This window comes from Kitasatospora sp. NPDC001159 (assembly GCF_053598235.1).
On record NZ_JBSFJV010000012.1, the window covers coordinates 64,457 to 87,496 of the forward strand.

Below are 23,040 nucleotides of genomic sequence, written 5' to 3' on the forward strand. Positions count from 1 at the left end.
GTTCTTGGAGCGAAGGTGGTCGGCTCCGTGGAACCCCAGGTCAGGGTGGATTGTCAGTGCCTCCTCGTAGTGTGGAAACAACGCTGGAGGGAACGCCGGAAAGGCGTCGAAAGGGCGTTGGAAAAGGGGTAGAGGTATGTCCGCGAACAGGATCAAGCACAAGGTCAACCACGTTTCGCTCGTGATCGACAAGTCCGGTTCGATGCGCCAGCACGCGGCGCAACTCGTCCGGGTGGTCGACGAGTTCGTGAAGGGGCTGCAGGAGGAGTCCGACCGGCTCGGCCACGAGACCCGGATCAGCCTCTACGCCTTCGACCACGAGGTGCAGAACCTGGTCTGGGACATGGACGTCAAGCACCTGCCGTCCCTGCGGGGCCTCTACGAGGTCGACAACGGTGCGACGGCGCTGATCGAGGCGGCCGTGAAGTCCATCGACGACCTGAAGAACATCTGGGAAGGATACGGGGAGCACTCCTTCCTCCAGGTCGTCGTCACCGACGGCGAGGAGAACGCCTCCGGCTGCTCGGAGAGCGGCCAGAGCACACCCGCATGAACGCCGGCAAGGGCACCGCCGTCCTGCGCAGCTGGATAAGCCGCATCCAGGGCGCCATGGACGACCTCCCCGACCACTGGACCTCGGCGATCCTGGTCCCGAACTCCCTGGCCAAGCGCACCGCCCAGGAGTACGGCTTCCCGGCGGGCAACATCGCGATCTGGGACGCGGACTCCAGCCAGGGCGTCGAGGAGGCCATCGGCACCGTCAAGTCGGCCGCCACCAGCTTCCTGCGGGGCCGCGAGCAGGGCGTGCGCGGCACCAGGAACCTGTTCGCCATGGGCCAGGACCTCAACACGGCCGAGGTGAAGGCCAACCTCGACGCCCTGGACACCGGCAAGTACATCCTGATCCCGGTCGACCAGCAGACCTCGATCCGCGAATTCGTCACCAGCGCCGGCCACGTCTACAAGACGGGCTGCGCCTTCTACGAACTGTCCAAGCGCGAGAAGATCCAGGGCAACAAGCAGCTCGCCGTGGCGGAGAAGGACCCGGCCACCGGCCGGATGACCGGCAGGGTGTTCTCGGGCCCGGCGGCCCGCCGGCTCCTCGGCCTGCCGAACGCGGAGGCCACGGTGAAGCCGGGCGAGAACCCCTCGTACACGCTGTTCGTCCAGTCGACCTCCGTCAACCGGAAGCTGGTGCCGGGCACCAAGCTGCTCGTCATGCTGTAACTGGGAACCGAGACAGCTGTTGAACCGAGATCGGCGGACGCCCGCCGTGGGACCGGCCCGGCGGGCTCAGCGAGGCCGCAGCCCGTCGAAGACCACCTCGAAGATCCGCTCCCGTGCCGCCGGTTCGTCCCCGAGCTGCTCCATCGTGACGCCCGTGCCGACCAGCAGGGCGATCAGCTCGGGCAGGCCCAGTTCCGGGCGGACGACTCCCGCCCGCTGCGCGTCGGCCAGCAGATGGGCCAACTGCGCCCGCATCAGCGCGGTCGACTCCTGCAGCGAGGCGTGCACGTCCACGCCGGCCGCGGCGAGCGCCTGCGCGAACTCGCCCTTGCCCGCGGACTGCTCGACCACCAGCCGGAAGCACGCGAAGAAGGCTTCCGCCGGTTCGGCACCGGCGATCAGCTCGGCCGTCCGGGCCGTGATCGTCTCCAGCCTGCGCACCACCACCGCCTCCAGCAGCGCTTCCTTGGTGGGGAAGTGCCGGAACAGTGTCCCCACGCCGACCCCGGCGGCGCGGGCGATCTCCTCGGTCGGGACCCCCGCGCCGCGGGTGGTGAACACCTGCGTGGCGACCTCCAGCAGCCTGGCCCGGTTGCGGGCCGCGTCCGCCCGCAACGGGTTCCGCTGAGCGCTGCTCATCCGGTTCGTCTCCTCTCCCGCCCATGGCGGATCCACCCCTGGACAACCGGAGTGTCCAGTCCGTATCGTCGAAATCGGACTCGCCAGTCCGATTCTATCCGCAGGCCGATGGGGGTTGATCATGATCGGAACGCCGTCACCGCGCGACGTCTTCCTCAAGCTGCTGGAGGGCATCACCGACGGGAGGTTCTCGGAGCTGGCCGAGCTCTACTCCGAGGACGCCGTGGTGGAGACCGTCTTCGCGCCGGTCGGGCCGCGCCGCTTCGAGGGGCGGGCCGTGCTCGCGGAGCGGTTCGCCGAGGTCGCCGCGCATTCACCCCTGGAGCTCACCGCGACGAACGTCGTGATCCGCGCGACCGACGATCCGGAGGTCGTCGTCGCCGAGTTCGACTACCGGGTGCGCCACCGCATCACCGAACGGACCTTCGAGGCCGCCAACATCCAGGTGCTGAGGGTCCGTGACGGCCTGATCGTCCACAGCCGCGACTTCCACGACCACCTGGCCCTCGCCGTGGCCGGCGGCGGCCTGGCCCAACTCGTCGCGGCACTCGAAGGGGACGGGCCCGACCGGCCGCAAGGGTGAACTCCGCGAATCCCCGCGGACGGGCCGCCGGCTCCATGGGTCAAACCCATACGGTGCGTCAGATCGGTTAGAGGATTAGGGTGGCGGCTATGACCCACGAGATCCGCAGGACCACGATGCCCGCCGTCGCCTACCGCAAGAGCCTGCCGATCGACGACCCCGAGAGCCTGGCCGACGTCGAGCTCCCGATCCCCGAGCCCGGTCCGCGCGACCTGCTGGTCCGGGTCGAGGCCGTGGCCGTCAACCCGATCGACTGCAAGGTCCGGCGCAACACCGACCCGGCTGGCGAACCCAAGGTGCTGGGCTGGGACGCGGCAGGCACGGTCGTCGCCGTCGGCAGCGACGTGCAGCTATTCCGGGCCGGGGACGAGGTCTACTACGCCGGCGCCATCGACCGCCCCGGCGCCAACTCCCGCTACCACACCGTCGACGAGAGCATGGTCGGGCGCAAGCCCGTCTCCCTTTCGTTCACCGAGGCGGCAGCGCTGCCGCTGACCTCGCTCACGGCCTGGGAGGGCTTGTTCGAGCGGCTCGGGCTGCGCACCGGCGCCCTGGAGCAGACCGGCACGCTGCTGGTGACAGCGGCCGCGGGCGGCGTCGGCTCGATGGTGGCCCAGCTGGCGCGTGCCCTCACCAGCCTCACCGTGATCGGCACCGCCTCCCGCCCGGAGACGGCCGCGTTCGCCCGCCGCATGGGCGTCGACCACGTCGTCGACCACACGAAGCCGCTCGCCCCGCAACTCGCCGAGGTCGCGCCCGGCGGCGTCGACCACGTCTTCAGCACGACCGGGACGGAAGGCAACCTCTCCGTCTACGCGGAGGTGCTCAACCCGTTCGGCCGGATCGTGGCCATCGACGACGTCGACTCCCTGCCGATGGGCCTGCTCAAGTCGAAGAGCATCGCGTTCCACTGGGAGTCGATGTACACGCGCTCACGGTTCGCGACCGCCGACCGGGCCATGCAGCACCGTATCCTCACCCAGGTGGCGCGCCTGGTGGACGCCGGCATCCTCCGCACCACCGCCACCCGGGACCTCGGGCCCGTCAACGCCGCCAACCTCCGCGAGGCGCACCGGCTGCAGGAGGCCGGCACCGCCGTCGGGAAGACGACGCTCACGGGGTGGTGAGCGCCCTTCAGGGAGCGGTGTCGCCCCGACGCTGACCAGGATCGCCGCCAGCCCCTACTCGAAGCCCGCACCGAAGTCCTGGAGCACCACCCGGCAACCGTCCCTCACCCGCTGGTTCGGCACCCCGGACCCCACCGCCACGCCGACCGCCCGCCCACGATGAAGCGTGGGCGGAACCAGGTGGTCCGATTCCTCGTCCACTACGGTGATCGTTTGCTGGAGCCGGCCGACTGGGGGACAGTGCCGACATCTGACCGTCCGCCTGCTCTCGGCCAGGCTGCCACGCGGGTCCGCTCGACCGGCCCACTGCCACTCCTGTGAACTGACGCGCCCGCTCGTCGCGCACAGTGACCGAGCCCCGGAGCAGTGCCCGCGCCCGCGCGCCCGCCCGCCCCATGAAACCGAATGGCGAAAGGCCGACAGACATGACCATGGACATCGACAGCGCTACCGAGCAGCCCGCGCAGCCCCTGGCGAACCCCGCCGACCGCGCGGTGTCGCGGCGCCGACTGCTGCGGCTCGGGGTCGGTGTCGTGGGTGGCGGTGCCCTGCTCGGGGCCGCGGCCGGGGGCGGGATGCTCGCGGGGTGGTTGCCCGGTGGGGTCGGGCTGAAGAAGGTCCTGGGGATGACCGGGACGGACGGCACGGTGCCGGACGTGGCGCCGGGAGCAGTGCGGGTCGAGCAGGTGCGTTCGGCGGCGCGGAACCGCGAGGTCACGATGGTGACCATGCTCCCGCCCGGTGCCACGGTGAGCACGAACCTGCCGGTCTGCGTGATGCTGCACGGGCGCGGGAACGACGCGCACGGCATGGTGGCGCTCGGAGTGCCGCAGTTCCTGGCGGCCGCGGTCAAGGGCGGCGTGCCGCCGTTCGCCGTCGTCGCGGTGGACGGCGGGGACGCCACGTACTGGCACCAGCAGGCCCCCGGCGGCGACGACCCGCAGGCGATGCTCCGCGAGGAACTTCCCGGCTGGTTGCACGCCCGCCAACTGCCGACGCCGCGCGCCGCGATGGGGATCTCCATGGGCGGTTCGGGCGCCCTGCAGTACGCCATCGGACGTACGCAGGCCGGCCGCAACCTGGACGCCGTGGCGCTGCTCAGCCCGGCCGTCTTCCGCACCTGGGCGGACGCCCGCACCACCGGCGGGTACGCTGACGAGGCGGACTGGCAGGCCCACGAGCCGACACTCCGTCTGGACCGGCTGCAGGTCGGCACCCTAGGCCTGTGGTGCGGCCAGGAGGACCCGTTCTGCCCTGCCGCCCGCGAGGTCGCGCGCCAGGCGCGAGCCCGAGAGCAACACTTCCCCGACGGAGAGCACACGGACGGCTTCTGGCGGCGGGTGATGCCCGACGCGATGTCGCTGCTGGGGCACGCGCTCACCACCGCGTAGGAACCGGTTCTCCCCGGGTCCTCTTGTCGGCGCTCGTGCGTACGGTGCGGCCGCAACGTGGGCTTCGATGTGGGGAGGATCCTCGGGGCCGGGACCGGTCCGCTCGTGTATGCGGACGGAGAGGTGCCTTGCCGCCTGGGTGGGCGAGGCGGGCCCGGGCCGCCCGTGACGGCAGGTGACACCGTGACGGTTGGTGTGCGACGCTGCACCTCGCGCGCCGTCGCGCGCGTGGGGAACCGGGGGGTTCGCATGAGCGGTGGACTGCCGTCGCGTACGCGCGGGCGGGGTGGCCGGCTGGCGGGGGTGCTGCTGGTCGTCGTCGGGCTGCTGTCGGCTGCCGCGGCGCTGCGGCCCGATGGCGGGTTCCTGGGGTCGGCGGCGACCGGGCCGGTGGCCGGCCTCGGGTTCGTGGTGCTGCTCGGGCTCGGCTGGGCCGCGGCGGTCGGCAGGTTCGCGGTGCGCTTCCGTGAAGAGGTCCGCCACCTCGACGGGCCGACACCCCGGGCCGAGCGCCTGCGGGGGACGGCCATGCTCGTGCTGCCGTTGGCCGCCGCCGTGGTGCCGGTCCTGCTGCTGGTCCTGCACGGCCGGGCTGGCTCCGCGCCGTCCGTCCCACACCCGGTGGTGGCCAGCCTCAGTCCCGAGGCCATCCCGTCCGCCACGCCCGCACCGGGCCCGCTGGCGGTCGGCGAGGGGCTCGGGGCGCTGTTCGTCGGACTGCTCGCGCTGGTGGCCACGGTCGGGCTCGTCCTCGCCGTCGTCCTCGTGCTCCGGCTGCTCCGGCTGCGGGCCCGCCGCCGGGAGGTGCCCGCGATGCTGCCCGCCGCAGTCGGGTCCGCGAGCCCCGAGGCCGCTCTCGTCGAGGCCGTCGCCTCCGGCCGCCGGGCCCTGGAGGGTGCGGACGCCCGGGCGGCGGTGATTGCCTGCTACGCGGCGATGGAGGGCTCGCTGGCCGCCTCCGGCCTGCCCCAGCACGCGTGGGAGAGCCCGACGGAGCTGCTGCGCCGCGCGCTGTCCGACGAGCGGATCGACGCCGCCGGGGCACGGGAGCTCACCGAACTGTTCCGCGAGGCCCGGTACTCGACCCACCGGATGAACGACAGCCAGGTGCGCCGGGCCCGTACGGCCCTGGACGCCATCGCCGCCCGGCTCGCGGACGCCGCCGCGCCCGCGGACGTCGCACCCCCGGCGGCCGCCGGGGCACACGCTGCGGGGGAGCACCTGTGACCAGCGCCGGGAGGCCACCGATGAGCAGCGCGGCGCCGCGACACGACGATCCCCTGGACGGGAGGGACCGTGAACTCGCCCAGCCGGGCTCGGTGCGCCACAGCCTGATCGAGCTGGCCGTGCCCGCCGTCCTCGCCGAGGTCCTGTTCGCCCTGGTCGGCGGCTGGCGCGGGGCGGGGGCCGGCGCGGTCCTGCTGGCCGTCACCGGCCTGCTCGTCGCCCGCCGCGTGGCCGGAGCGGGAGCCGAGACCTTCTCCCTGCGCAGCCAGCCTCGGCAGATGGCGGTGTACGAGCCGGGCCTCGGCGACTGGCGTTGGACGGTCCGTCAGGGCCTCCTCCCCCAGGGCGACGCCGCGCCGTTGCGCTCCCGGCTCCAACGGCTGTACGCGGTACGGCTCGCGGAGGTCCACGGCCTGAACCTGTCGGCCGACCGCGACCGGGCCGCCGAACTCCTCGGGCCCCAACTGTGGCCGTGGATCGACCCCTCGGCGCCCGCCCCGGCCGAGGTCTTCCCGGCGGAGGTCCTGCGCCGGCTCGTCGACCGGCTCGACTCCCTGTGACCCACCCCTTGTGACCCACCGTGCCCCAGGACCCGGGGCGGCCACACAACCCAGCACCGATCCCCTGACCGACCGAATCGTTTCCGCAGGAGCGTCATGCCCGACCTTCCCACCAGCCTCCACGTCCCCGCCCACCCCGCCGACCCGGCCGCGGCGCCGGAGGCCGTACCGGCGGTCGTGCCCGCAACCCTTCCGGCGCTGACCCCGAAGCAGGCCGGAGAGCGGGCCCGCGCGGTGATCGGGGAGATCGAACGGGCCGTGGTCGGAAAGCCCGAGGCACTGCGCCTGGTCATGCTCGGCGCCCTCGCGGGCGGACACGTCCTGATCGAGGACCTGCCCGGGCTCGGGAAGACCCTGCTGGCCCGCTCGTTCGCGACCACCCTCGGCCTGGACTTCCGCCGGATCCAGTTCACCCCCGACCTGCTGCCATCGGACGTCACCGGCGCGCCCTTCTACGACCGCAACACGGGCGAGATGGTGTTCCGGCCCGGCCCGCTCTTCACCCAGCTCCTACTGGCCGACGAGATCAACCGGACCCCGCCCAAGACCCAGGCCGCCCTGCTGGAGGCGATGGCCGAGGGCCAGGTCTCCGTCGACGGCGCCACCCGCCGCCTGCCGGACCCCTTCCTGGTCATCGCCACCGCCAACCCGATCGAGTACGAGGGCACCTACGCCCTGCCCGAGGCCCAGCTCGACCGCTTCCTGCTCCGCGTGCGCATGGGCTACCTCCCCACCGCCACGGAGGCGGCGATGCTGCGCGCCAGGATCGACCGGGCGGCCCCCGAGCCGGTCCTGGAGACCGTGGCCGGCCCGGCGGAGCTGCTCGCCATGCGGGCCGCGGTGGAACGGGTCGAGGTCGACGACGACCTGGTCGACTACGTCATCGCCCTCGTCGACGCCACCCGCAACGACCAGCAGATCCAGGTTGGCGCCTCGCCCCGCGGGGGCCTGGCGCTGATCCAACTGGCCCGCGCCCACGCCATGTTGGAGGGCCGTGACTACCTGACCCCCGAGGACGTCAAGGCGCTCGCCGGTCCCGCCCTGGCCCACCGCATCACGCTCAGGCCGGAACTGTGGGTACGGCAGATCGAGGCGGACGACGTGCTGGCGCGGCTGGTCGCCTCCGTCCCGGCACCCCGGACGCTGCCCCGCGCGGTGACATCGTGAACCCCGCCCCGGCCGCCCCGGACGCCGACCCCGCCCCGGACGCCGTCGGCACGGACCGCCTCGCCCGCAGCGCCCGGGCCCTGGCCGTCGCCCGCAGCGCCCGTGCCAGCGCCGCCGGCCTGCCCGACAGCCCGCCGTCACCACACTGGCGGCCCGGCGAGCAGACCCTGCGCCTGCTCACGGTGGCCACCGTCGCGGCCGTCGCCGCCCTGCTCACCGGCCACGCCTGGCTGCTCGCCCCGGCCGCCTTCGCGGCCGTCCTGCTCGCACTGGCGGCCCCCGGACACAGTCGCCCCACCCGGCTGTCCGCCGAGAGCACCGCCCGGCCACAGCGCTGCTTCGAGGGCGAACCGGTCACCGTCCACGTCACCGTGCACCACGACGGCCGGATCGGCCCGCCCGAGCCCACCGTGGCGCTCGGCCCCGGCATGGCCCTGGATGCCCTGACCGTCACCCCGACCGGCGTCGACCTCGTCCTCCACGCCGACAGCTGGGGCCGCCGTCACCTGGGCGTCGTCGACCTCGACGTGCCCGACGCCCGCGGCCTGACCCGCCGTACCGTCCGCACCGACCTCGGCACCGTCGACGTCTTCCCCGTCCCCGAGACCGCCCGGCTCACCCCGATCCCGGTCCGCCTGCCCGAACGGATCGGCGAGCACACCACCGCGCACGAGGGCACCGGCATCGAGGTCGTCGGCGTCCGCCCGTACGTGCCCGGCGAACGGCAGCGGCGGATCCACTGGCCGTCCACGACCCGCCGCGACGCCGTCCAGATCAACCAGTTCGCCGCCGAGCGCGCCGCCGACGCGGTCGTCCTGCTCGACACCCTCGCCGACTACATCGACACCACCACCGGGCTGCGCAGCCTGGACGAGACCCTGCGCGCCGCCACCGGCCTGACCCGCGCCTACCTGCGCCGACACGACCGGATCGGCCTCGTAGCCGTCGGCGGACGCCTGCGCCAGCTCACCGCCTCCACCGGGGACCGGCAGCTCTACCGCATCGTGGAGAGCGTGCTGGAGGTCCGCCAGGACCGCCCCCACCGCGGCCCCCTCCCGCCCCTGCCGCTCGCGGCCCTGCCCGGCCACGCCCTCGTCTACGCCTTCACCCCGCTCGCCGACCAGCGCATCCTCGACGTCCTCGGCCAGGTCCGCGAACGCGGCAACCCCCTCGTCGTGGTGGAGATCCCGGCCGGGGAGCCGGCGGCCCGCCCCGACGACGAGGTCGACGCCCTCGCGCTGCGTCTGTGGCACACGGAACGCGAGGCGATGCGCGCCACCCTGCGCGGCCGCGGCATCCCGGTGGTCCGCCACTCGCCCGGTGAGACCCTGGACCTGGCCCTCGGGCCCCTGCTGCGCCGCCGGATCACGGGAGCCGCCCGATGACCGTCCCGCCACGCGCCACGAATCCGATCCCATCGACCCACGACTCCCGTACGGCCCACCGCGCCGACCGGGCCCCGCGCCTCGAACGCGCGGCGCTGCGCGGCATCGGCACCGCCCTCGCCCTCGCCGCCGCAGGCACCGGAACCGGCACGCTCACCGACCGGTTGGGGCCCGTCTGCCTCCTGCCGGTCGCCGTCGGCGCCCTCTGGGCCGCCGCCCCCGCACCGGATGGCCCGCCCCCGGCGACCTGGCACGCGCGGCTGTCCGCCGCCCGTAGCACCCTCCTCGCCGCCGGATCCGTCCTGCTCGCCGCCCTCGGCGAGCCGTCCTGGTGGCGGGCGCTCGCGGTGACCGTCCTGCTCGCCGGCCACCTGCTGCTGCTCGACGCGCTCGGCCCGAGCCGCCCGAGCATCCGCCCGGCCTCGGCGGCCGCCGCCCTCGCCGCCTCGCTGCTGGTCCTGCCGCCGGCCTTCGCCCCTACCATGGCGGGGGAGTGGTCCCGCCCCCTCGCCGTGCTGGGTCTGGTCACGGCCGCCGCCGGTGTGGGCCTGGCCCTGCGCTCGGAACGAACGCCTCCCCAGGCCCCGGCGGAGCAGCCCTCGGACGGGGTCCCGACGGCCTGACAGCTCGTGAACACGAGAGTGGGGGGCGGCCGTTCGTCCAGGCCCCTCCCACCGCTGTGTCGCCCGAGGTGTCTACCTGCCGTCCCGGCGCAGTTCCTCGAACAGCGCGGACTGGCCCTCCAGGAGGCTCTCCAGGAACCGGCCGTGCTTGGTGAGCGTGCTGCTCTGGGTTTCCAGGGCCTGGGTCTGCGCTCGCAGGAGCATCGTCTGCTCCGTCTGGTCGGAGACCATGACGCCGACGGCATCGGCGAGGCGGGTCATCGACTGGGGCTGCTCGGTATGGTCCGCGCGCTCCGCGGTCGGGACCAGGGTGCGCGCGGGCGCGGAGGAGCGGGCCGCCGCGCCGTCACGGTCGGCCGACGCCGCCGACGCGCGGGTCGCCGCCGACTCCTCGCGCAGGCGGTCGACTTCCGCCTCCAGTGCTGCCAGCCGTGCCCGCAGGTCGTCCAGCTCGCCCTTGTTCTTCACTGTCCTGTGCCCTCCCCGGCCGTCCATGGCCATTGACGTGCTGCTTCACCCTAGTCAGGGGCCTGCCCCCCGAGCGAGGCCGTCCGACTGCTCAGCGCCGGATTGGCGGTGACACCGCGCAGCCACGGCTCGGGGAGGGGCGAGGGGGACATCGGCACACGGTGGCAGCGATCAAGGTATCCCGTCGACACGGGCCGTCCTCTGCCGTGGGTCTGCGGGCGTCAGGCGGGGCGCAGGCCTTCCAGGACGGTCTCGACGAGGAGGGGGCTGCGCAGGGTCTCCTCGGGGCCGGCGCCGAGCAGGATCCGGTAGTAGACCGGGGCGTAGAGGATGTCGACCATCGTGCGGGTGGGCAGGTCGGCCCGGAGCTGGCCGGCGGCCACGGCGGCGTCGAGGCGGCGGACGCACCGCTGGATCCGGGGTTCGAGGAAGGTGGCGCGAAGGGCGGCGGCGAGGTCGGGGTCGCTCTGGGCCTCGGCGATGATGCCGCGGTAGAGCGTCCCGGTGTCGCCGGTGAGCATGGCGGCCACGGCGCTGAGCTGGGCGGTGAGGTCGGCGGCGATGTCCCCGCTGTCGGGGAAGTCCATGGAGTCGCCGATCCGGTCGTTGACGGCGTCCAGGGCGATCGCGCCCTTGGACGGCCACCAGCGGTAGATGGTCGGCTTGCCGACGCCCGCGGTCGCGGCGATGGCCTCGATGGTGGTCTTGCCGTATCCCTTGGTCCCGGCGACCTCGAAGACGGCGTCCAGGATGGCGCGGCGGGCGCGTTCGCTTCGGCGTTCGGGTTTCGGCTGGGGGGTCATGGCCCGAGTCTAGCCCAGGCGTGACGTTACGTTTCGTTTTGACAATGGGCAGGGGGCGCCCTAGCCTCGTGGCGTTACGGAACGTTCCGTAACGTCTGCTCCTCTTCACGAGCCGCAAGGAGACCGCCATGACCGCTGTCGCATCCCCGCCCCTGTCCGTCTCCTCGTCCGCGTCCACGCCCGCCTCCCCGTCCACCGACCGCTTCTCGCGGGGCCTGGCCCTCCTGTGCGAGATCGCCGGCCCCGAGGGCTCGGACATCCTGAACGGCCTCGGCGACACAGCCCCCGACCTCGCCCGGCTGACCGTCGAGTTCGGCTACGGCGATGTGTACGCCCGGCCCGGCCTCACCCTCGCCCAGCGGCAGCTGATCAACGTCGCCGCCCTGACCGCGCTGGGCACCGCGGCTCCCCAGCTGCGTTTCCACATCGACGGCGCCCTCAACATCGGCGTCGAGCCGGCCCGGATCGTCGAGACGGTCCTCCACATGGCGGTCTACGCCGGGATCCCGGCGGCGCTCAACGGCATGGCCGTGGCCAAGGCCGCCTTCGCGGCCCGGCCGGAGCTCGATTTCACCCCTGCGCGAAGCGACACCGACGGCACGCAGACGCTGGGCGAGCGGCACGAGCGCGGGATCGACGCGCTCGCCCGGGTCGACGGGGAGGCAGGGGAACGCGTCGTCGCCTCGCTGGCGGACATCGCCCCGGTCCTGGCCGACTACATCGTCGACTTCGCCTTCGCCGACGTCTACTCGCGTCCCGCCCTCGACCTGAAGACCCGTGAGCTGGCCACGGTGGCCGCCTGCACCGCGCTCGGCACCGCCGGCCCGCAGCTGCGGGTCCACCTGCACGGGCTGCTCAACGTCGGCGGCACCCGGGAGGAGGCGATCGAGGCGATCGTCCAGATGGCGGTCTACGCGGGCTTCCCGGCCGCCCTCAACGGGATCGCGGCCGCCCGCGAGGTGTTCGCCGAGCGCGACGCGGCAGGTCGGGCGGGGGAGTAGGTGCCGATCGGCCGGGGACGGGCATTCGACGGCCACCCCTTGGGGAGTGCTGAGGCGCAGTCACGGCCCCAGGTGGGCGGGTCGGGGGTGCGGATTCCGGGTGAACGGCTGCGGCGCGTCGCCACGATGGCACGGGAGGCGCGCGGTGGACGGCTAGGACGGAGGGATGCGCCTTCTGCCTCCGACCGCCCTCCTGGCGGCTTCGCTCGTCATGTTCCCCAGTGCCGTCCACGGGCGCGTGCCCGGCAGGTGGGAGCCGGCCGCCGTACGGGCGGCCGCACCTTCGCCCGCCCGTCCCGCGCCCCTCGCCGCGCCGCCCGACGGTTCCGCGGACCCGCTGCCGGAGTACCGGTTCACCGGGGCCGGGTTCGACGCCTGCTCGGCCCCGCCAGCGGAGGCCCTGTCCGTCTGGAGCACCGCCTCGCCGTACGGTGCGGTGAACATCTACAGCAGCGGCAGCCAACGCGGCTGCCGGCAGCCCCGGCTGACGCCGCAGTGGGTCGCCACGGTCCGGGCGATGGGGTGGCAGCTGGTGCCCACGCACGTCGGGCTCCAGGCGCCCTGCGCCGAGCGCGCGGACAAACCGCTGCGGATCGACCCGGCCCGGGCCGAGGAGCAGGGCGGACAGGAGGCAGGGGAGGCGGCAGCGGCGCTGCAGGCGCTGGGGCTGGGGCCGGGCAGTCCGGTGTACCTCGACATGGAGGCCTACCCGGCGGGCGACGCGGTGTGCAGCCAGGCGGTGGTCGACTTCACCGTCGGCTGGACCCGGGCGCTGCGGGCGGCCGGGTACCGGTCGGGCTTCTACTCCAGCATGGACTCCGGCATCGCGGACATCATCGCCGCCGCCCGGGCCGGCCGCGCCCCGATGCCCGACGCGATCTGGTACGCCCGCTGGGACCGGCGCCCCACGACCAGCGGGCAGGACGGGCTGCCCGACGACCTGTGGACCGGCCACCGCATCCACCAGTACCGGGGCAGTGCCGACGAGACGTACGGAGGGGTGACGCTCAGCGTCGACCCCGACGCGCTGGACGGCCTGGTGGCCGGCGGGGCGGCCTGAACCACGACGGGCCTTCCGGGATGGGGCTCGACCGACCACATCCCGTGGGGTTCGGCTTCCCGCGATGGGGGTCTCCCCCGGCCGGAGGCTGGGGGGCTCAGGGATAGCCGAATCGCCGCCAGGGCGATTCGGCGTCTCGGGAGAGACGGTGGTGAGTGCGGCCTCAAGCAGGTGTGGCAATTCGGAGTTGAGGGACCGGTGGTCGGTGGCCGTCTGCTCGACGGGCCGGGCGTGCAGGTTGTCGGGGGTACGACCCGAAGAACTACCGGATCATGCAGTACCGGATCTGCTCGCCCGAGCCCGCACCTGCTTCTGAGGAGCCGACACGAGGCCGAACGGTTTGGACGCTGTGCGAATCACCCGAATCGTGACCTCCCGGACCGGAGGGCCCGCAACCCGCCGTTCACGGGCTGCGTCCCAGCCAGCGGCTGCGGTGCCGTAAGGTGCGTCGCCGCGAAGCCGAGCAGGCAGTGACGGGAAGAGCGCAAGGCGATGGACGACAGACAGACCGAGGGCGACAGACAGGCCCAGGACGACATACCGGGCGGGGACGACACGGCACCCGCCGCGGGCGGTGCCCCGACGCCCGGGGACGAACGCCGCTGGGAGCTCCCGGACTACCTCCACGAGCGGGAACTCGGCGCCGGCGCGAGCGGCCGGGTCGTCCTCGCCCGCCACCGGGAGACCGGCACGCCGGTGGCGATCAAGTACCTGCACGCCTCCGCCGGCACGCCCGCGCTGCGCGCGGAGGCGCAGGTCCTCGCCAGGGTCGACTCCCCGCACGTCACCCGGCTCTACGAGTACGTGGAGGGGGAGCGCGGCTCGGCGATCGTGATGGAGCTGGTGGACGGGATCGCGCTGCGCGAGTTGCTCCGCGCGGAGGGTGCCACCACCGCGGAGGCCGCCCTGGTGGTGCTGAAGGGCTCGCTGCTGGGTCTGGCCGCCGCCCACGCGGCCGGCGTGGTGCACCGCGACTACAAGCCCGCCAACGTACTGGTCGACACGGCCGCCACGTCGAAGCTGGTCGACTTCGGCATCGCGGTGGCCAGCGGCGCCGACCGCGACGTCTCCGGCACCCCCGCCTACATGCCGCCCGAGCAGTGGGCCGGCCGGCCCGCGTCCCCGGCGGGTGACGTCTACGCCGCCACCGTCACGTTCTTCGAGTGCCTCACCGGTGCCCGCCCCTACGCGGGCACCACCATCGCCGAACTCGCCGTCCAGCACACCGAGGCCCCGATCCCGGCCGAGCTGGCCCCCGACCCGGTCCGGCCGCTGATCCTGGCGGGCCTGGCCAAGGACCCGCAGGCCCGGCCCGACGGCGCGGCCGCGTTCGTCGAGGAACTGGAGGCGGTCGCGGCGGCCGGCTACGGGCCGCAGTGGGAGGAGAAGGGCCGCCGTGATCTGACGGCCCTGGTCGCCCTGCTCGCGTTGCTGCTGCCCGGCGCAGGGGGCGGGGCCGCTGGCGGCACCTCGTTGGCCCACACCTCGCTGGGCGGGGCCGACGGCTCCTCCGGTTCCTCCGGCACCGAGGTCAGCGCCGTCCCGGCCGCCGACACCGTCCCGGTTGCCGCGCTGCGGATCCTGACCCGACGCGGTGCGCGCCTGGGCACCCGCGGCAAGGTGCTCGTCGGCGTCGTGGCCGGCGCCGTCACCCTGGCCACGCTGGCCGGCGTGGCGATCGCGGGGGCCGCCGACGGCGGTGCCCGTACGGTTGTCGGCGGCGCCTCCCCGGAGGCGACCACCAGCCTCGCCACGCACGACCAGGCCGGTCCCTCCCCGGCGCCGAGCGGTGCCGACACCCCGGGCCCGACACCGTCCGCCTGGGCGGACCCGACGGCCGCCGCGTCGACGACCCCGGGCACCCCGAGCGGCAACGCCACGGCCGCGCCTCCCGGCAGGACGTCCACGGCGCCGGGCACGCCTCCCACCGCCCCCGCCACCGGCCCGAACCCCGCACCGCCCGGCCCCGCCGGAGCGCCGTCGGCGCCGCCCGCCGACCCCGCCCCCACCCAGGCCGGGCCGGGCCCCGTGACCAGCCCCTCCACGCCGAGCCCGACCGTCGCCCCGGCCACCATCACGGTCAGCACGGTGAACCTGGACTCCCTGGCCTGCGGCGGCCGCTGGAGTCTGACCGCCACGGTCACGGTGGCCGCCCAGGGAGCCGCCACCGGAACGCTGACGCTGAGCTGGTACCACAGCTCGGGCGGACGCGCGGTCACCGTCGCCACCGACACGGTGGCGGTCCAGAACGGCCGCGCCACCATCACCCGCACCCACGACTTCGGCTCGGCCGACACGTTTCCGACCTGGGGCGTGCGCATCGGCACCACCCCGGCGCCGGCGCAGCCGGGCCGGACGTCGGCCGAGATGAACGCCTTCCTCTGCAACCCGCCCCGCTGACCCCTGCCGTGCCTGCTGGTCCGTCACCCGCCCATCGTCCTGGAGAAGCCATGCCCACGCCCCGTCCCGACTCCGCCCCCGCTTCGGGCGCAGACCAGACCGTTCGGCTCGGTCCGGGCGCGGGCGACGGCGAACAGACGCTCCGCCTGGAGCCCGGCCCGGTGGGGGAGGGCCGGACCGTCCGGCTGGGTCGCGGCGCACGGGATCCTGAGGCCACGGTCCGCCTCGACGGCCATGAGGCCGAGAGCGCGACCTTCCTCGATCCCCGGGTCTGGGGCAGCGCGCCGCTTCCCACCCCCGCCCCGCCGTCACCCGAGGCGGACGCGGAAGCTGCCGCCACGGTGCGGCACGGCGCCACGCGCGCGTCCGGCACCACCCCCGTCGATGCCGCCCCGGACGAACAGCCGCTCGCCCCCGGCGAGTTGCGCCGCTTCGGCCCCGGCGTCCCGCCGCAAGCCGCCGCCGTATGGCGCGGCGAGACGGCACCGGACCAGCCACGGTCACGACGGCCCCGCCGGATCCAGCGGTGGCTGGTACCGGCGGCTGTGCTCCTGGCGATCCTGGCACTCCTGTTCTGGCGCTTCCACGCGCCGGCCCTCGCCGTCACCGCCGCCGACGTGACCACCGACCCGGCCGGCCCCGGCTGCGCCGGCACCGCCGTGATCACCGCAGCCGTGGAAACCAACGGCGGCACCGGCACCCTCCGCTACCGCTGGCTGCGCAGCGACGGCACCACGTCCGCCGAGATCGCCCAGGACCTGCCTGCCGGCCCCCACCACACCGACCTGGTCCTGCGCTGGACTTTTGAGGGCCACGGCTCACTCCAGGCCACCGCCACCCTGGAGGTCCTCTCGCCCACCCCTCGGACCGCAGTCACCTCCTTCGCCTACCACTGCCCCTGATCCCCCGGTCCAGGACGGTCGGACTCTCGTCCAACTGCGCGACGGAGCTGGCGCCGACCACCGGGACGGTCGGGACGGGGTGGCCGATCAGCCAGGCGAGCACCACCTGGTTGACGGTCGCCCTGAGCTCCCCGGCCACCTCGGTCAGAACGGCCAACTGCGCCTTGGTCACAGGCCATTGGCACTGCTCCCGCAGCGGGCGGTCAGGGCGGCAGGTGACGACGGCCCGGACCGTCCGGTGGCTGCGGCCTGCGGGCTGGTTACCTGGACTCGACCCGTCCGATCGGGTCGGCGCCGGCCGTCAGTGCCTCGCGTGCGGTCTGCCAGGCGCGGTCGCCGGGGTGGAGTTCGGTGCGCAGGTAGGCGGCGGTGAGTCGGGCGAGGGCGGCGACCCGTTCGGGGTTCTCGTCCGTGGTTTCGGCGGCGTCGTACCCGGCGATTCCGCCGAGTCCGTGCTCCGCGTCGAACAGGGTGAGCAGGGTCTTGCTGCCGGGGGCGAGGGTGTAGGGGTCGGCGTGCCAGTCCGGACCCATGTCCGTGAAGTGCCGGGGGTCGTCCTTGTCGCCGGTGACGACCAGTGCGGGGGTGGTCATGGTGGAGAAGTCGATGCCCCGCAGGATGGGCCACTGCTCGGCCATGGGGCCGTTCTGGACCTCGCCCCTGCCGGGCGCGGCGAGGAGTACGCCCGCCTTGATCCGGTCGTCGGCGAGGTGCGCTCGCTCCCCGGTCTCGGGGTCGGTGAGCCGGGCGCCGAGCAGCAGGCTCGCGGTGAAGCCGCCGAGCGAGTGTCCGGCCAGGGCGACCTTGGTGTGGTCGATCCGCCCGGCGAGCTGGGGCACGGCGTTCTCGATCGCGTCGAGCCGGTCGAGGATGTGCGTCATGTCCTCGGTGCGGGAGCGCCAGAAGAAGGGGGCTCCGGGGGCGTCGGCGACCAGGTGGGTGAGGGTCCTGGAGGTGAGGTGGGTGGGCTGGATGACCACGAATCCGTGTGCTGCCCAGAAGTCGACGAGCGGCGCGTAGCCGTTCAGTGAGGAGAGGTTGTTGGAGGGGCCGTGGCCGTGGGAGAGGAGGAGGACGGGGAGGCCGCTTCCGGTCACGGGTGCGGAGACGCGGATCCGGAGGTCCACGGGTCGTCCGGGTACGGGGAGCACGAGCGGGCTGTAGGAGAGGACCGGCACGGGCGTGCCCAGGGCGTCGGCGATGGTGGCGGTGGATGTGCTCACGATGTGGGTTCCCTTTCGGAGGCGCCGGCCGTTCGCCGGCCTTGTGCGACCGGCCGTTCGCCGGTTTCGTACGGCCGGTCGTCGGTCTCCCGTGGCCGGCCGCGGACAGGGCGATCTGCGGCGGCCGGTTCGGCTAAGCTAAACGGAACGCTGCTCCAATTAATATCCGGATCAGCGCTCCGTTTTGTCAAGCGGTGTCGAAGGAGCAAGTGGTGTCGAAGGAGAACGCGATCCCCGCCGAGGGTCCCGCCAGGGAGCCGTCGACCCCCGGCAAGCGGGCCGACGCCCAGCGCAACCGGCAGACGGTGCTCGCCGCCGCCGCCGAAGTGTTCGTCATCTCCGGAGTCGATGCCCCGATCCGGCAGATCGCGGCCAGGGCGGGCGTCGGGATGGCCACGATCTACCGCCACTTCCCGACCCGGGCGGATCTCGTCACCGCCGTCTACCAGCACCAGATCGAGGCGTGCGCCGAGGCCGGCCCGAACCTGCTGGCCGACGTCGACTCCCCGTTCGACGCGCTGCGCCAGTGGATCGACCTCTTCGTCGACTTCCTGGTCACCAAGCACGGACTCGCCGACGCCCTGCAGTCCGACAGCGACCGCTTCGCCGCGCTGCACACCTACTTCCTCGACCGCCTGCTGCCCGTCTGCGCCCAGTTGCTCAATGCCGCGGTCGACGCCGGCGAGATCAGGCCCGGAACGCAGCCCTACGAGCTGATGCGCGGCATCGGCAACCTCTGCATCGGACGCGACACGGACTCCCACTACGATCCCAGGCGCTTGGTCGAACTGCTCCTCCAGGGGCTGCGGCGGCCCTGACCGGCCCGACGGCGACACCCGACTCGTCCGGGTGCGGGGGCAGCCGTCCGGCTGCCCCCGCACCCGGACGCCGGCACCAACGGCTTCCCCGCCGGCCCCGGCTGGAACCCCGTGCGGCGCCAAGCCGCGGGCAGGGTCACAGTGCTGCCTCCAAAGTGGCTGAACGGATGGGAACTTCAGCCGGTTGGCGCGGGGGGCGCAGCTGTTCCAGGACGCAGCGGGCGGTCGGCGTCGTCGGGAGGGCGGGGGGCGGTCATGCCGGCCAGCCGACGGTGGAGAGTGGGTTGCCGCGGGCGATCTCGGCGAGGGCGTGCGCGGTGTAGGGCACGATGTCGGCCGGCAGCTGTTCGAGCGGCCACCAACGCAGCTCCTCGCACTTGTGCGGCTCCGCGTTGCGCACCTGGCCGCCGTAGCGCGCGGCCCGGAAGAAGAGTTGGAGACGGCTGCGCCCGCCGTCGGCGTCGAGGTGGTGCAGCGTGTGGACGAGTTCGAGGTGATGGTGCTGTTCGAGTGTGCCGTTCAAGCGGATTACCTCCGGGCGAGCCCGGGTCGAACGGGGACTCATCGAGCACACCCCGGGCGCGAGCAAGGGCGTCCTCCAGCTGGTCGTAAGCGGCCTTGGACAGGACGGCGGAGCCCAGTGCGCAGGCGGCGAGAGCCTGTTCGAGAATGGCCGCCCGGCCGGGTTCGAGGCGGTCGCGGACGCCTTGGTGGACGAGGAGGTCACGCAGCGCGTACCCGTCACCCATTTCACCCGTTCGGCTGGACAGTTGCTCGATCAGGTTTCGGGCGGCGGGCGTGTCGAGGCCGGCGGCGTCGAGGTGCTTCTGCTCGGGTGGGTCGGCGTTAGGGACGAGCCGTCCCTCGGGGCGCTCGTGCGGTCGGCGAGCTGACGACCGGTCGCGCGGGGCGAGCGCGTGGTGGTTCAGTCCAACCGGGTGTCACGGACGGTACCCGGCGAGGCCGTGGGCGGGCTGCCAACCCTGGGTGTGGGCGCGGGTGAGGTCGAGGACGACGCTGCGGGTGAGGAGGTCGACGGTGTAGGGGGTGAGGCCGGGGATGCGGGAGGTGCGGGCGGCGAGGCGGGCGAGGGGCGCGGGGAGGTGGGCGATGCGGGCGGGGAGGCGGTGGGCGGTGAGGACGTGGCGCAGGGCCTCGTCGCGGCGGTAGGGGACGGCGTCGGCGATGTTGTAGGCGCCGGGCGGCCAGGGCGGGGTGCCGGTGAGGCCGAGGGCGGCCAGGCAGGCGTCGGTGAGGTTGGCGACGGCGGTCAGGCTGAGCGGGATGTCGCGCCCGGGCAGCGCCAGAAGGCCGTGCCGGACGCGGGCGAGCAGCTGCGGGACGAGGTGCGGGTCACCGGGGCCGTAGACGGCGCGGGGGCGCAGGACGACGGCGCCGGCCGCGAGGGCGAGTCGTTCGGCGGCGGCCTTGGTGCGGCCGTACGCGTTGAGGTGGCCGGTGGCGGTGGGGTGGTCCTCGGTGAGGACGGGGGCGGTGGTGCGCGGGTCGTAGACGCTGGCGCTGCTGACGTGGACGACGGGTCGGCCGCCGGCGGCGCGCAGGACGCGTTCGGTGCCGGTGACGTTGACGGCGTGCTGGTGGGCTTCGGCGGGGTGGCCCGGGGGCAGGTCGGCGACGGCGGCGGCGCAGTGGACGACGAGGTCGGTGCCGGTGAAGTCGGGATCGGCGGTGGCGGCGTCCCAGGGGCGGTGGCGGCCGACCGGGCCGGGGCGGCGGCCGTGGCAGGTGACGTCCAGGCCCAGGGCGGCGGCGGTCCGGGCGAGGTGGGCGCCGCAGAATCCGGTGGCGCCGGTGACGGCGATGCGCATCAGGACCTTCCCCGTCGGAGGATGAGTTCGGCGTAGCCGGGCAGGGCGGATCGGCGGTCGACCCGGGCGCGGGCGACGACCGGGCGGTGGGGGGCCAGCGCGAGGAGCACGTCGGCGAGTTGGGTGCGGGCCAGGCCCGCGCCGGGGCAGGCGTGCGGTCCGGCGCCGAAGATGGCCTGGGTGGCGGCGGGATGGCCGGCCGGGACGCTGCGGTGGGCATGGGCGGCGTGCCGGGCGACGAGGATCAGCCGGTCGCCGGCCCGCACGGGGTGTCCGGCGAGGGTGGCGTCGGCGGCGGCCGCCCTGGGCAGCAGCGGTGAGGGCGCGGTCAGGCGCAGGAGTTCGGCGGCCAGGCGGGGTGCGGTGGTCTCGTCGACGGCGGGCCACAGGCGGGCGTCGGCGCACCAGGCGACGGCGCGGGGCACGGCGGCGAGGGTGGTGTTGACGGCGGCGACGGCGACCATGGCGTCGCGTGCGTCGGGCAGCAGGGCGGTGAGGCGGGCCGCGGCGTCGACGGCGTCGGCCGCGGCACGGGTGCGGCCCGTGCGCGGGCCGGGCAGGTGGTCGCGGGCTGCTGCCGCGGCGGCTTCGGCTGCTGCGTGGGCGAGTCGACGTGCCGGGGGGTGCGCACCGGTGAGGGCGGCGGCGGTGGTCCCGGCCAGATCCCGTACGAGGTCCACGAGTTCGAGGTGCCCGGTGGAGAGGTCGGGGACGCGTTCGGCGAGGACGGCCTGCCAGAGCGGGCGGATGCGGGCGCGGGCGGCGGTGTCGAGGTCGGCGGCCAGGGTGCGGCGGGCGGCGCGGTGGTCGTCGCCGTCCTGGTCGAACAGCAGGCCGCCGTCGGTGAGCCGGGCGGCCGCGCCGCCGGTGGTGCCGGGTGCGGTGCGTTGCAGCGGGACGCGGGTGAGAGCCTCGTGGTAGGCGTCGGTGCCGTGGACCAGCAGGGTGCGGCCGAGCCGCAGGACCGGGCGGTGGCGCGTGGCGCAGAGCAGGGCGAAGAGCACGGGGTGACTGCGCAGGTAGACGCGGCGGTCGCGGCGGCGGGCCCGGCGGGAGGCGGCGGTCAGGGACGCGACGTCCCGGGAAGCGGCGGCCCCGGGAGCGACGGGTGCGCGGTCGGGCGGGTTCATCGGGTCAACTCCCCTGCGCAGTGGGCGGACGCGGCGCTCCGGTCGGGCTTGCGGGAGCGGCCCGCGAGCGGGACGGTGCCGAACAGGACGGCGTCCGGCCGGGCGGAGCCCATGCGGTCGAGCGGGACGCTCAGCGCGGCGCGCAGCTGCCGCGGATCCGCCCCGGGCGCGGGTTGCACGAGCGCGACCAGCCGTTCGTCGCCGTGCCCGTCCGGAACGCCCACGAGCAGGGCGAGTTCGACGCCCGGGACGTGCAGCGCCGGCTCGTACAGGCCCGGGTAGATGTTCTCGGCGCGGCGCAGCACCATGTCCTTGAGGCGGCCGGCGAGCACGATCCGGCCGTCGGGGGTGAGGGCGGCGCGGTCGCCGGTGCGGACCCAGGGGTCGGGTTCCTCGCCGAGGTAGCGGTGGCGGGCGCCGGGTCCGGTGAGCACGAGTTCGCGGTCGTCGGCGAGGCGGGCGCGGACGCCGGGCAGCGGGTGGCCGACGAGGTCGCCGTCCCCGTCGTGGGCGCTCTTGTCCGCTTCCTCGACGGCGGCGGCGGGGAAGAGCTCGGTCAACGCGTAGACGCTCCAGGCCTGTTCGGCTCCGGCCTGCTTGACGCGGCGCAGCAGGGCGGCGTCGGCGGGCGCGGAGCCCGTCCATACCCGGCCGCTGAAGCGGGCCCCGGCGGCGAGCGCGGTGCGCAGCTGGGGCGGGGTGAGGTAGGTGTGGGCGGGGGCCAGTCGGGCCAGTTGGCGGGCGAGGGCTTCGGGTCTGCGGGCCGGGAGGGCGACGGTGGCGCCGGCGGCGAGGGCGGGGACGAGGACGAAGAAGGTACCGCCGAGGACGGTCGTCCCGGGCTGCGGCGCGACCAGGTCGGCGACGGTGCGAAGCCCGGCGGCGAGGCCCTCGCGGGTGTGGACGACGGCGCGCGGGCGGGCGGTGGTGCCGGAGGTGAAGACGATCACGGCGTCGCTGTCGCGTTCGTCGCGCCCGGCCGGCACGGGGGCGGTGGCGGGTCGGAGCCGGGGCGCGCAGCCGGGCAGCCGGCGCCCGAGGGTGGCGACCGGGCCGAGGGCGGCGAGTCGGGGCAGCGCGAGGTCGGCACGCCGGGCGAGCGGTCCGGCCCAGCTGGCCAGGGCCTGGGCGGCGGCGTCGGCCAGGACCAGCTCGGGCCGGGCGAGGCCGAGCCGGGCGGCGAGCACGTCCGGGCCCGCAGTCGGGTCGAGGACGGCGATGCGCAGGCCGAGCCGGTGTGCGGCGAGCATCACGGCGAGCGCGCGCGGGCCGGGCCGGACGGCGACGCCGACCGTGGCGCCGGGGGAGAGGCCGCGGGTGTGCAGGGCGGCGGCGTAGCCGTCGGCGAGGTCGGCGAGTTCGCCGCGGCGGATCGCGGTCCTGGTGGCGCCGGTGAGGGTGTGGTGCAGCACGGCGGGCCGGTCGGGGTGGTCGGTGCGCAGGGCGTGGGCGAGCCGGTCGAGCATGATGGGCTTCC

General features: G+C 74.5%; 24 protein-coding genes and 1 pseudogene. 15 read left to right on the forward strand and 10 right to left on the reverse strand.

Features of this window, described 5'->3' with window-relative positions; translation table 11 throughout:
- Positions 1-136 precede the first annotated feature (136 nt).
- A pseudogene (locus tag ACWC9T_RS09155) lies at positions 137-1,227 on the forward strand (VWA domain-containing protein).
- Between the two features lie 66 nt (positions 1,228-1,293).
- Here ACWC9T_RS09155 and ACWC9T_RS09160 read toward each other — a convergent pair.
- Positions 1,294-1,866, reverse strand: coding sequence for a TetR/AcrR family transcriptional regulator (locus ACWC9T_RS09160; RefSeq protein WP_449820400.1), 573 nt, complete (start codon positions 1,864-1,866; stop codon positions 1,294-1,296).
- A gap of 121 nt (positions 1,867-1,987) precedes the next feature.
- Between ACWC9T_RS09160 and ACWC9T_RS09165 the strand changes: the two genes are divergently transcribed.
- Together ACWC9T_RS09165 and ACWC9T_RS09170 are read left to right on the forward strand one after the other, a co-directional pair.
- Positions 1,988-2,449: a nuclear transport factor 2 family protein gene (locus ACWC9T_RS09165; RefSeq protein WP_449820401.1), complete on the forward strand. Its 462-nt coding sequence runs from the start codon at positions 1,988-1,990 to the stop codon at positions 2,447-2,449.
- An 89-nt stretch (positions 2,450-2,538) separates the two neighbouring features.
- A complete protein-coding gene (locus ACWC9T_RS09170; RefSeq protein WP_449820403.1) occupies positions 2,539-3,576 on the forward strand; it encodes a zinc-binding alcohol dehydrogenase family protein in 1,038 nt (345 codons plus the stop codon).
- Positions 3,577-3,630: 54 nt separating this feature from the next.
- On the opposite strand, the gene ACWC9T_RS09175 is transcribed toward ACWC9T_RS09170, so the two are convergent.
- On the reverse strand, positions 3,631-3,777 hold the full coding sequence (locus ACWC9T_RS09175; RefSeq protein ID WP_449820404.1) for a hypothetical protein: 147 nt from the start codon (positions 3,775-3,777) through the stop codon (positions 3,631-3,633).
- A gap of 224 nt (positions 3,778-4,001) precedes the next feature.
- Between ACWC9T_RS09175 and ACWC9T_RS09180 the strand changes: the two genes are divergently transcribed.
- The 6 genes from ACWC9T_RS09180 (at position 4,002) to ACWC9T_RS09205 (ending at position 9,929) form a co-directional block, all read left to right on the forward strand.
- The gene (locus tag ACWC9T_RS09180) at positions 4,002-4,967 is read left to right on the forward strand and encodes an alpha/beta hydrolase (RefSeq protein ID WP_449820405.1); all 966 of its coding nucleotides are present in this window, start codon (positions 4,002-4,004) and stop codon (positions 4,965-4,967) included.
- Positions 4,968-5,216: 249 nt separating this feature from the next.
- Positions 5,217-6,194, forward strand: coding sequence for a DUF4129 domain-containing protein (locus ACWC9T_RS09185; protein WP_449820406.1), 978 nt, complete (start codon positions 5,217-5,219; stop codon positions 6,192-6,194).
- A 20-nt stretch (positions 6,195-6,214) separates the two neighbouring features.
- A complete protein-coding gene (locus ACWC9T_RS09190) occupies positions 6,215-6,754 on the forward strand; it encodes a hypothetical protein (protein ID WP_449820408.1) in 540 nt (179 codons plus the stop codon).
- Between the two features lie 96 nt (positions 6,755-6,850).
- Positions 6,851-7,921 (forward strand): AAA family ATPase, encoded by a 1,071-nt coding sequence (locus tag ACWC9T_RS09195; RefSeq protein ID WP_449820409.1) that lies wholly within the window; start codon positions 6,851-6,853, stop codon positions 7,919-7,921.
- The gene (locus ACWC9T_RS09200; RefSeq protein ID WP_449820410.1) at positions 7,918-9,306 is read left to right on the forward strand and encodes a DUF58 domain-containing protein; all 1,389 of its coding nucleotides are present in this window, start codon (positions 7,918-7,920) and stop codon (positions 9,304-9,306) included. The genes ACWC9T_RS09195 and ACWC9T_RS09200 overlap by 4 nt, the downstream gene beginning before the upstream one ends.
- Positions 9,303-9,929: a hypothetical protein gene (locus tag ACWC9T_RS09205; protein WP_449820411.1), complete on the forward strand. Its 627-nt coding sequence runs from the start codon at positions 9,303-9,305 to the stop codon at positions 9,927-9,929. The genes ACWC9T_RS09200 and ACWC9T_RS09205 overlap by 4 nt, the downstream gene beginning before the upstream one ends.
- Before the next feature lie 72 nt (positions 9,930-10,001).
- Here the strand turns inward: ACWC9T_RS09205 and ACWC9T_RS09210 are convergent, their stop codons facing one another.
- Together ACWC9T_RS09210 and ACWC9T_RS09215 are read right to left on the reverse strand one after the other, a co-directional pair.
- The gene (locus ACWC9T_RS09210) at positions 10,002-10,397 is read right to left on the reverse strand and encodes a hypothetical protein (protein ID WP_449820412.1); all 396 of its coding nucleotides are present in this window, start codon (positions 10,395-10,397) and stop codon (positions 10,002-10,004) included.
- A 221-nt stretch (positions 10,398-10,618) separates the two neighbouring features.
- Positions 10,619-11,200 carry a TetR/AcrR family transcriptional regulator gene (locus tag ACWC9T_RS09215; RefSeq protein ID WP_449820413.1) on the reverse strand — a complete coding sequence of 194 codons (582 nt, stop codon included), beginning with the start codon at positions 11,198-11,200 and terminating at the stop codon, positions 10,619-10,621.
- 128 nt (positions 11,201-11,328) lie between these two features.
- Here ACWC9T_RS09215 and ACWC9T_RS09220 point away from each other — a divergent pair, with 128 nt between their 5' ends.
- From ACWC9T_RS09220 to ACWC9T_RS09235, 4 genes are all read left to right on the forward strand, one after another.
- On the forward strand, positions 11,329-12,201 hold the full coding sequence (locus tag ACWC9T_RS09220) for a carboxymuconolactone decarboxylase family protein (RefSeq protein ID WP_449820414.1): 873 nt from the start codon (positions 11,329-11,331) through the stop codon (positions 12,199-12,201).
- Positions 12,202-12,367: 166 nt separating this feature from the next.
- A complete protein-coding gene (locus ACWC9T_RS09225; protein WP_449820415.1) occupies positions 12,368-13,261 on the forward strand; it encodes a DUF1906 domain-containing protein in 894 nt (297 codons plus the stop codon).
- 492 nt (positions 13,262-13,753) lie between these two features.
- Positions 13,754-15,661 carry a protein kinase domain-containing protein gene (locus ACWC9T_RS09230; protein WP_449820416.1) on the forward strand — a complete coding sequence of 636 codons (1,908 nt, stop codon included), beginning with the start codon at positions 13,754-13,756 and terminating at the stop codon, positions 15,659-15,661.
- 50 nt (positions 15,662-15,711) lie between these two features.
- Positions 15,712-16,563 (forward strand): hypothetical protein, encoded by an 852-nt coding sequence (locus tag ACWC9T_RS09235; protein ID WP_449820417.1) that lies wholly within the window; start codon positions 15,712-15,714, stop codon positions 16,561-16,563.
- On the opposite strand, the gene ACWC9T_RS09240 is transcribed toward ACWC9T_RS09235, so the two are convergent.
- A complete protein-coding gene (locus ACWC9T_RS09240) occupies positions 16,535-16,759 on the reverse strand; it encodes an aldo/keto reductase (RefSeq protein ID WP_449820451.1) in 225 nt (74 codons plus the stop codon). The two genes, ACWC9T_RS09235 and ACWC9T_RS09240, sit on opposite strands and share 29 nt — an antisense overlap.
- A gap of 64 nt (positions 16,760-16,823) precedes the next feature.
- Complete coding sequence (locus tag ACWC9T_RS09245; protein WP_449820418.1) at positions 16,824-17,786, reverse strand: alpha/beta hydrolase family protein; 963 nt, start codon at positions 17,784-17,786, stop codon at positions 16,824-16,826.
- Positions 17,787-18,016: 230 nt separating this feature from the next.
- On the opposite strand from ACWC9T_RS09245, the gene ACWC9T_RS09250 reads away from it, so the two are divergent.
- Entirely contained in the window at positions 18,017-18,604 is a 588-nt protein-coding gene (locus tag ACWC9T_RS09250; RefSeq protein WP_449820452.1) for a TetR/AcrR family transcriptional regulator, read from the forward strand.
- A 253-nt stretch (positions 18,605-18,857) separates the two neighbouring features.
- Here the strand turns inward: ACWC9T_RS09250 and ACWC9T_RS09255 are convergent, their stop codons facing one another.
- Positions 18,858-19,127 (reverse strand): NUDIX domain-containing protein, encoded by a 270-nt coding sequence (locus tag ACWC9T_RS09255; RefSeq protein WP_449820419.1) that lies wholly within the window; start codon positions 19,125-19,127, stop codon positions 18,858-18,860.
- Here ACWC9T_RS09255 and ACWC9T_RS09260 point away from each other — a divergent pair.
- Entirely contained in the window at positions 19,117-19,497 is a 381-nt protein-coding gene (locus ACWC9T_RS09260; protein WP_449820420.1) for a hypothetical protein, read from the forward strand. The two genes, ACWC9T_RS09255 and ACWC9T_RS09260, sit on opposite strands and share 11 nt — an antisense overlap.
- Before the next feature lie 48 nt (positions 19,498-19,545).
- Here the strand turns inward: ACWC9T_RS09260 and ACWC9T_RS09265 are convergent, their stop codons facing one another.
- Genes ACWC9T_RS09265 through ACWC9T_RS09275 form a run of 3 tightly spaced genes read right to left on the reverse strand, consistent with a single transcriptional unit; the run spans position 19,546 to position 23,029 of the window.
- Positions 19,546-20,433, reverse strand: coding sequence for an NAD-dependent epimerase/dehydratase family protein (locus ACWC9T_RS09265; RefSeq protein WP_449820421.1), 888 nt, complete (start codon positions 20,431-20,433; stop codon positions 19,546-19,548).
- Positions 20,433-21,563 carry a cytochrome P450 gene (locus ACWC9T_RS09270; protein ID WP_449820422.1) on the reverse strand — a complete coding sequence of 377 codons (1,131 nt, stop codon included), beginning with the start codon at positions 21,561-21,563 and terminating at the stop codon, positions 20,433-20,435. Before ACWC9T_RS09270 ends, ACWC9T_RS09265 begins: the two co-directional genes overlap by 1 nt.
- On the reverse strand, positions 21,560-23,029 hold the full coding sequence (locus tag ACWC9T_RS09275; protein WP_449820423.1) for a class I adenylate-forming enzyme family protein: 1,470 nt from the start codon (positions 23,027-23,029) through the stop codon (positions 21,560-21,562). Before ACWC9T_RS09275 ends, ACWC9T_RS09270 begins: the two co-directional genes overlap by 4 nt.
- Positions 23,030-23,040 lie beyond the last annotated feature (11 nt).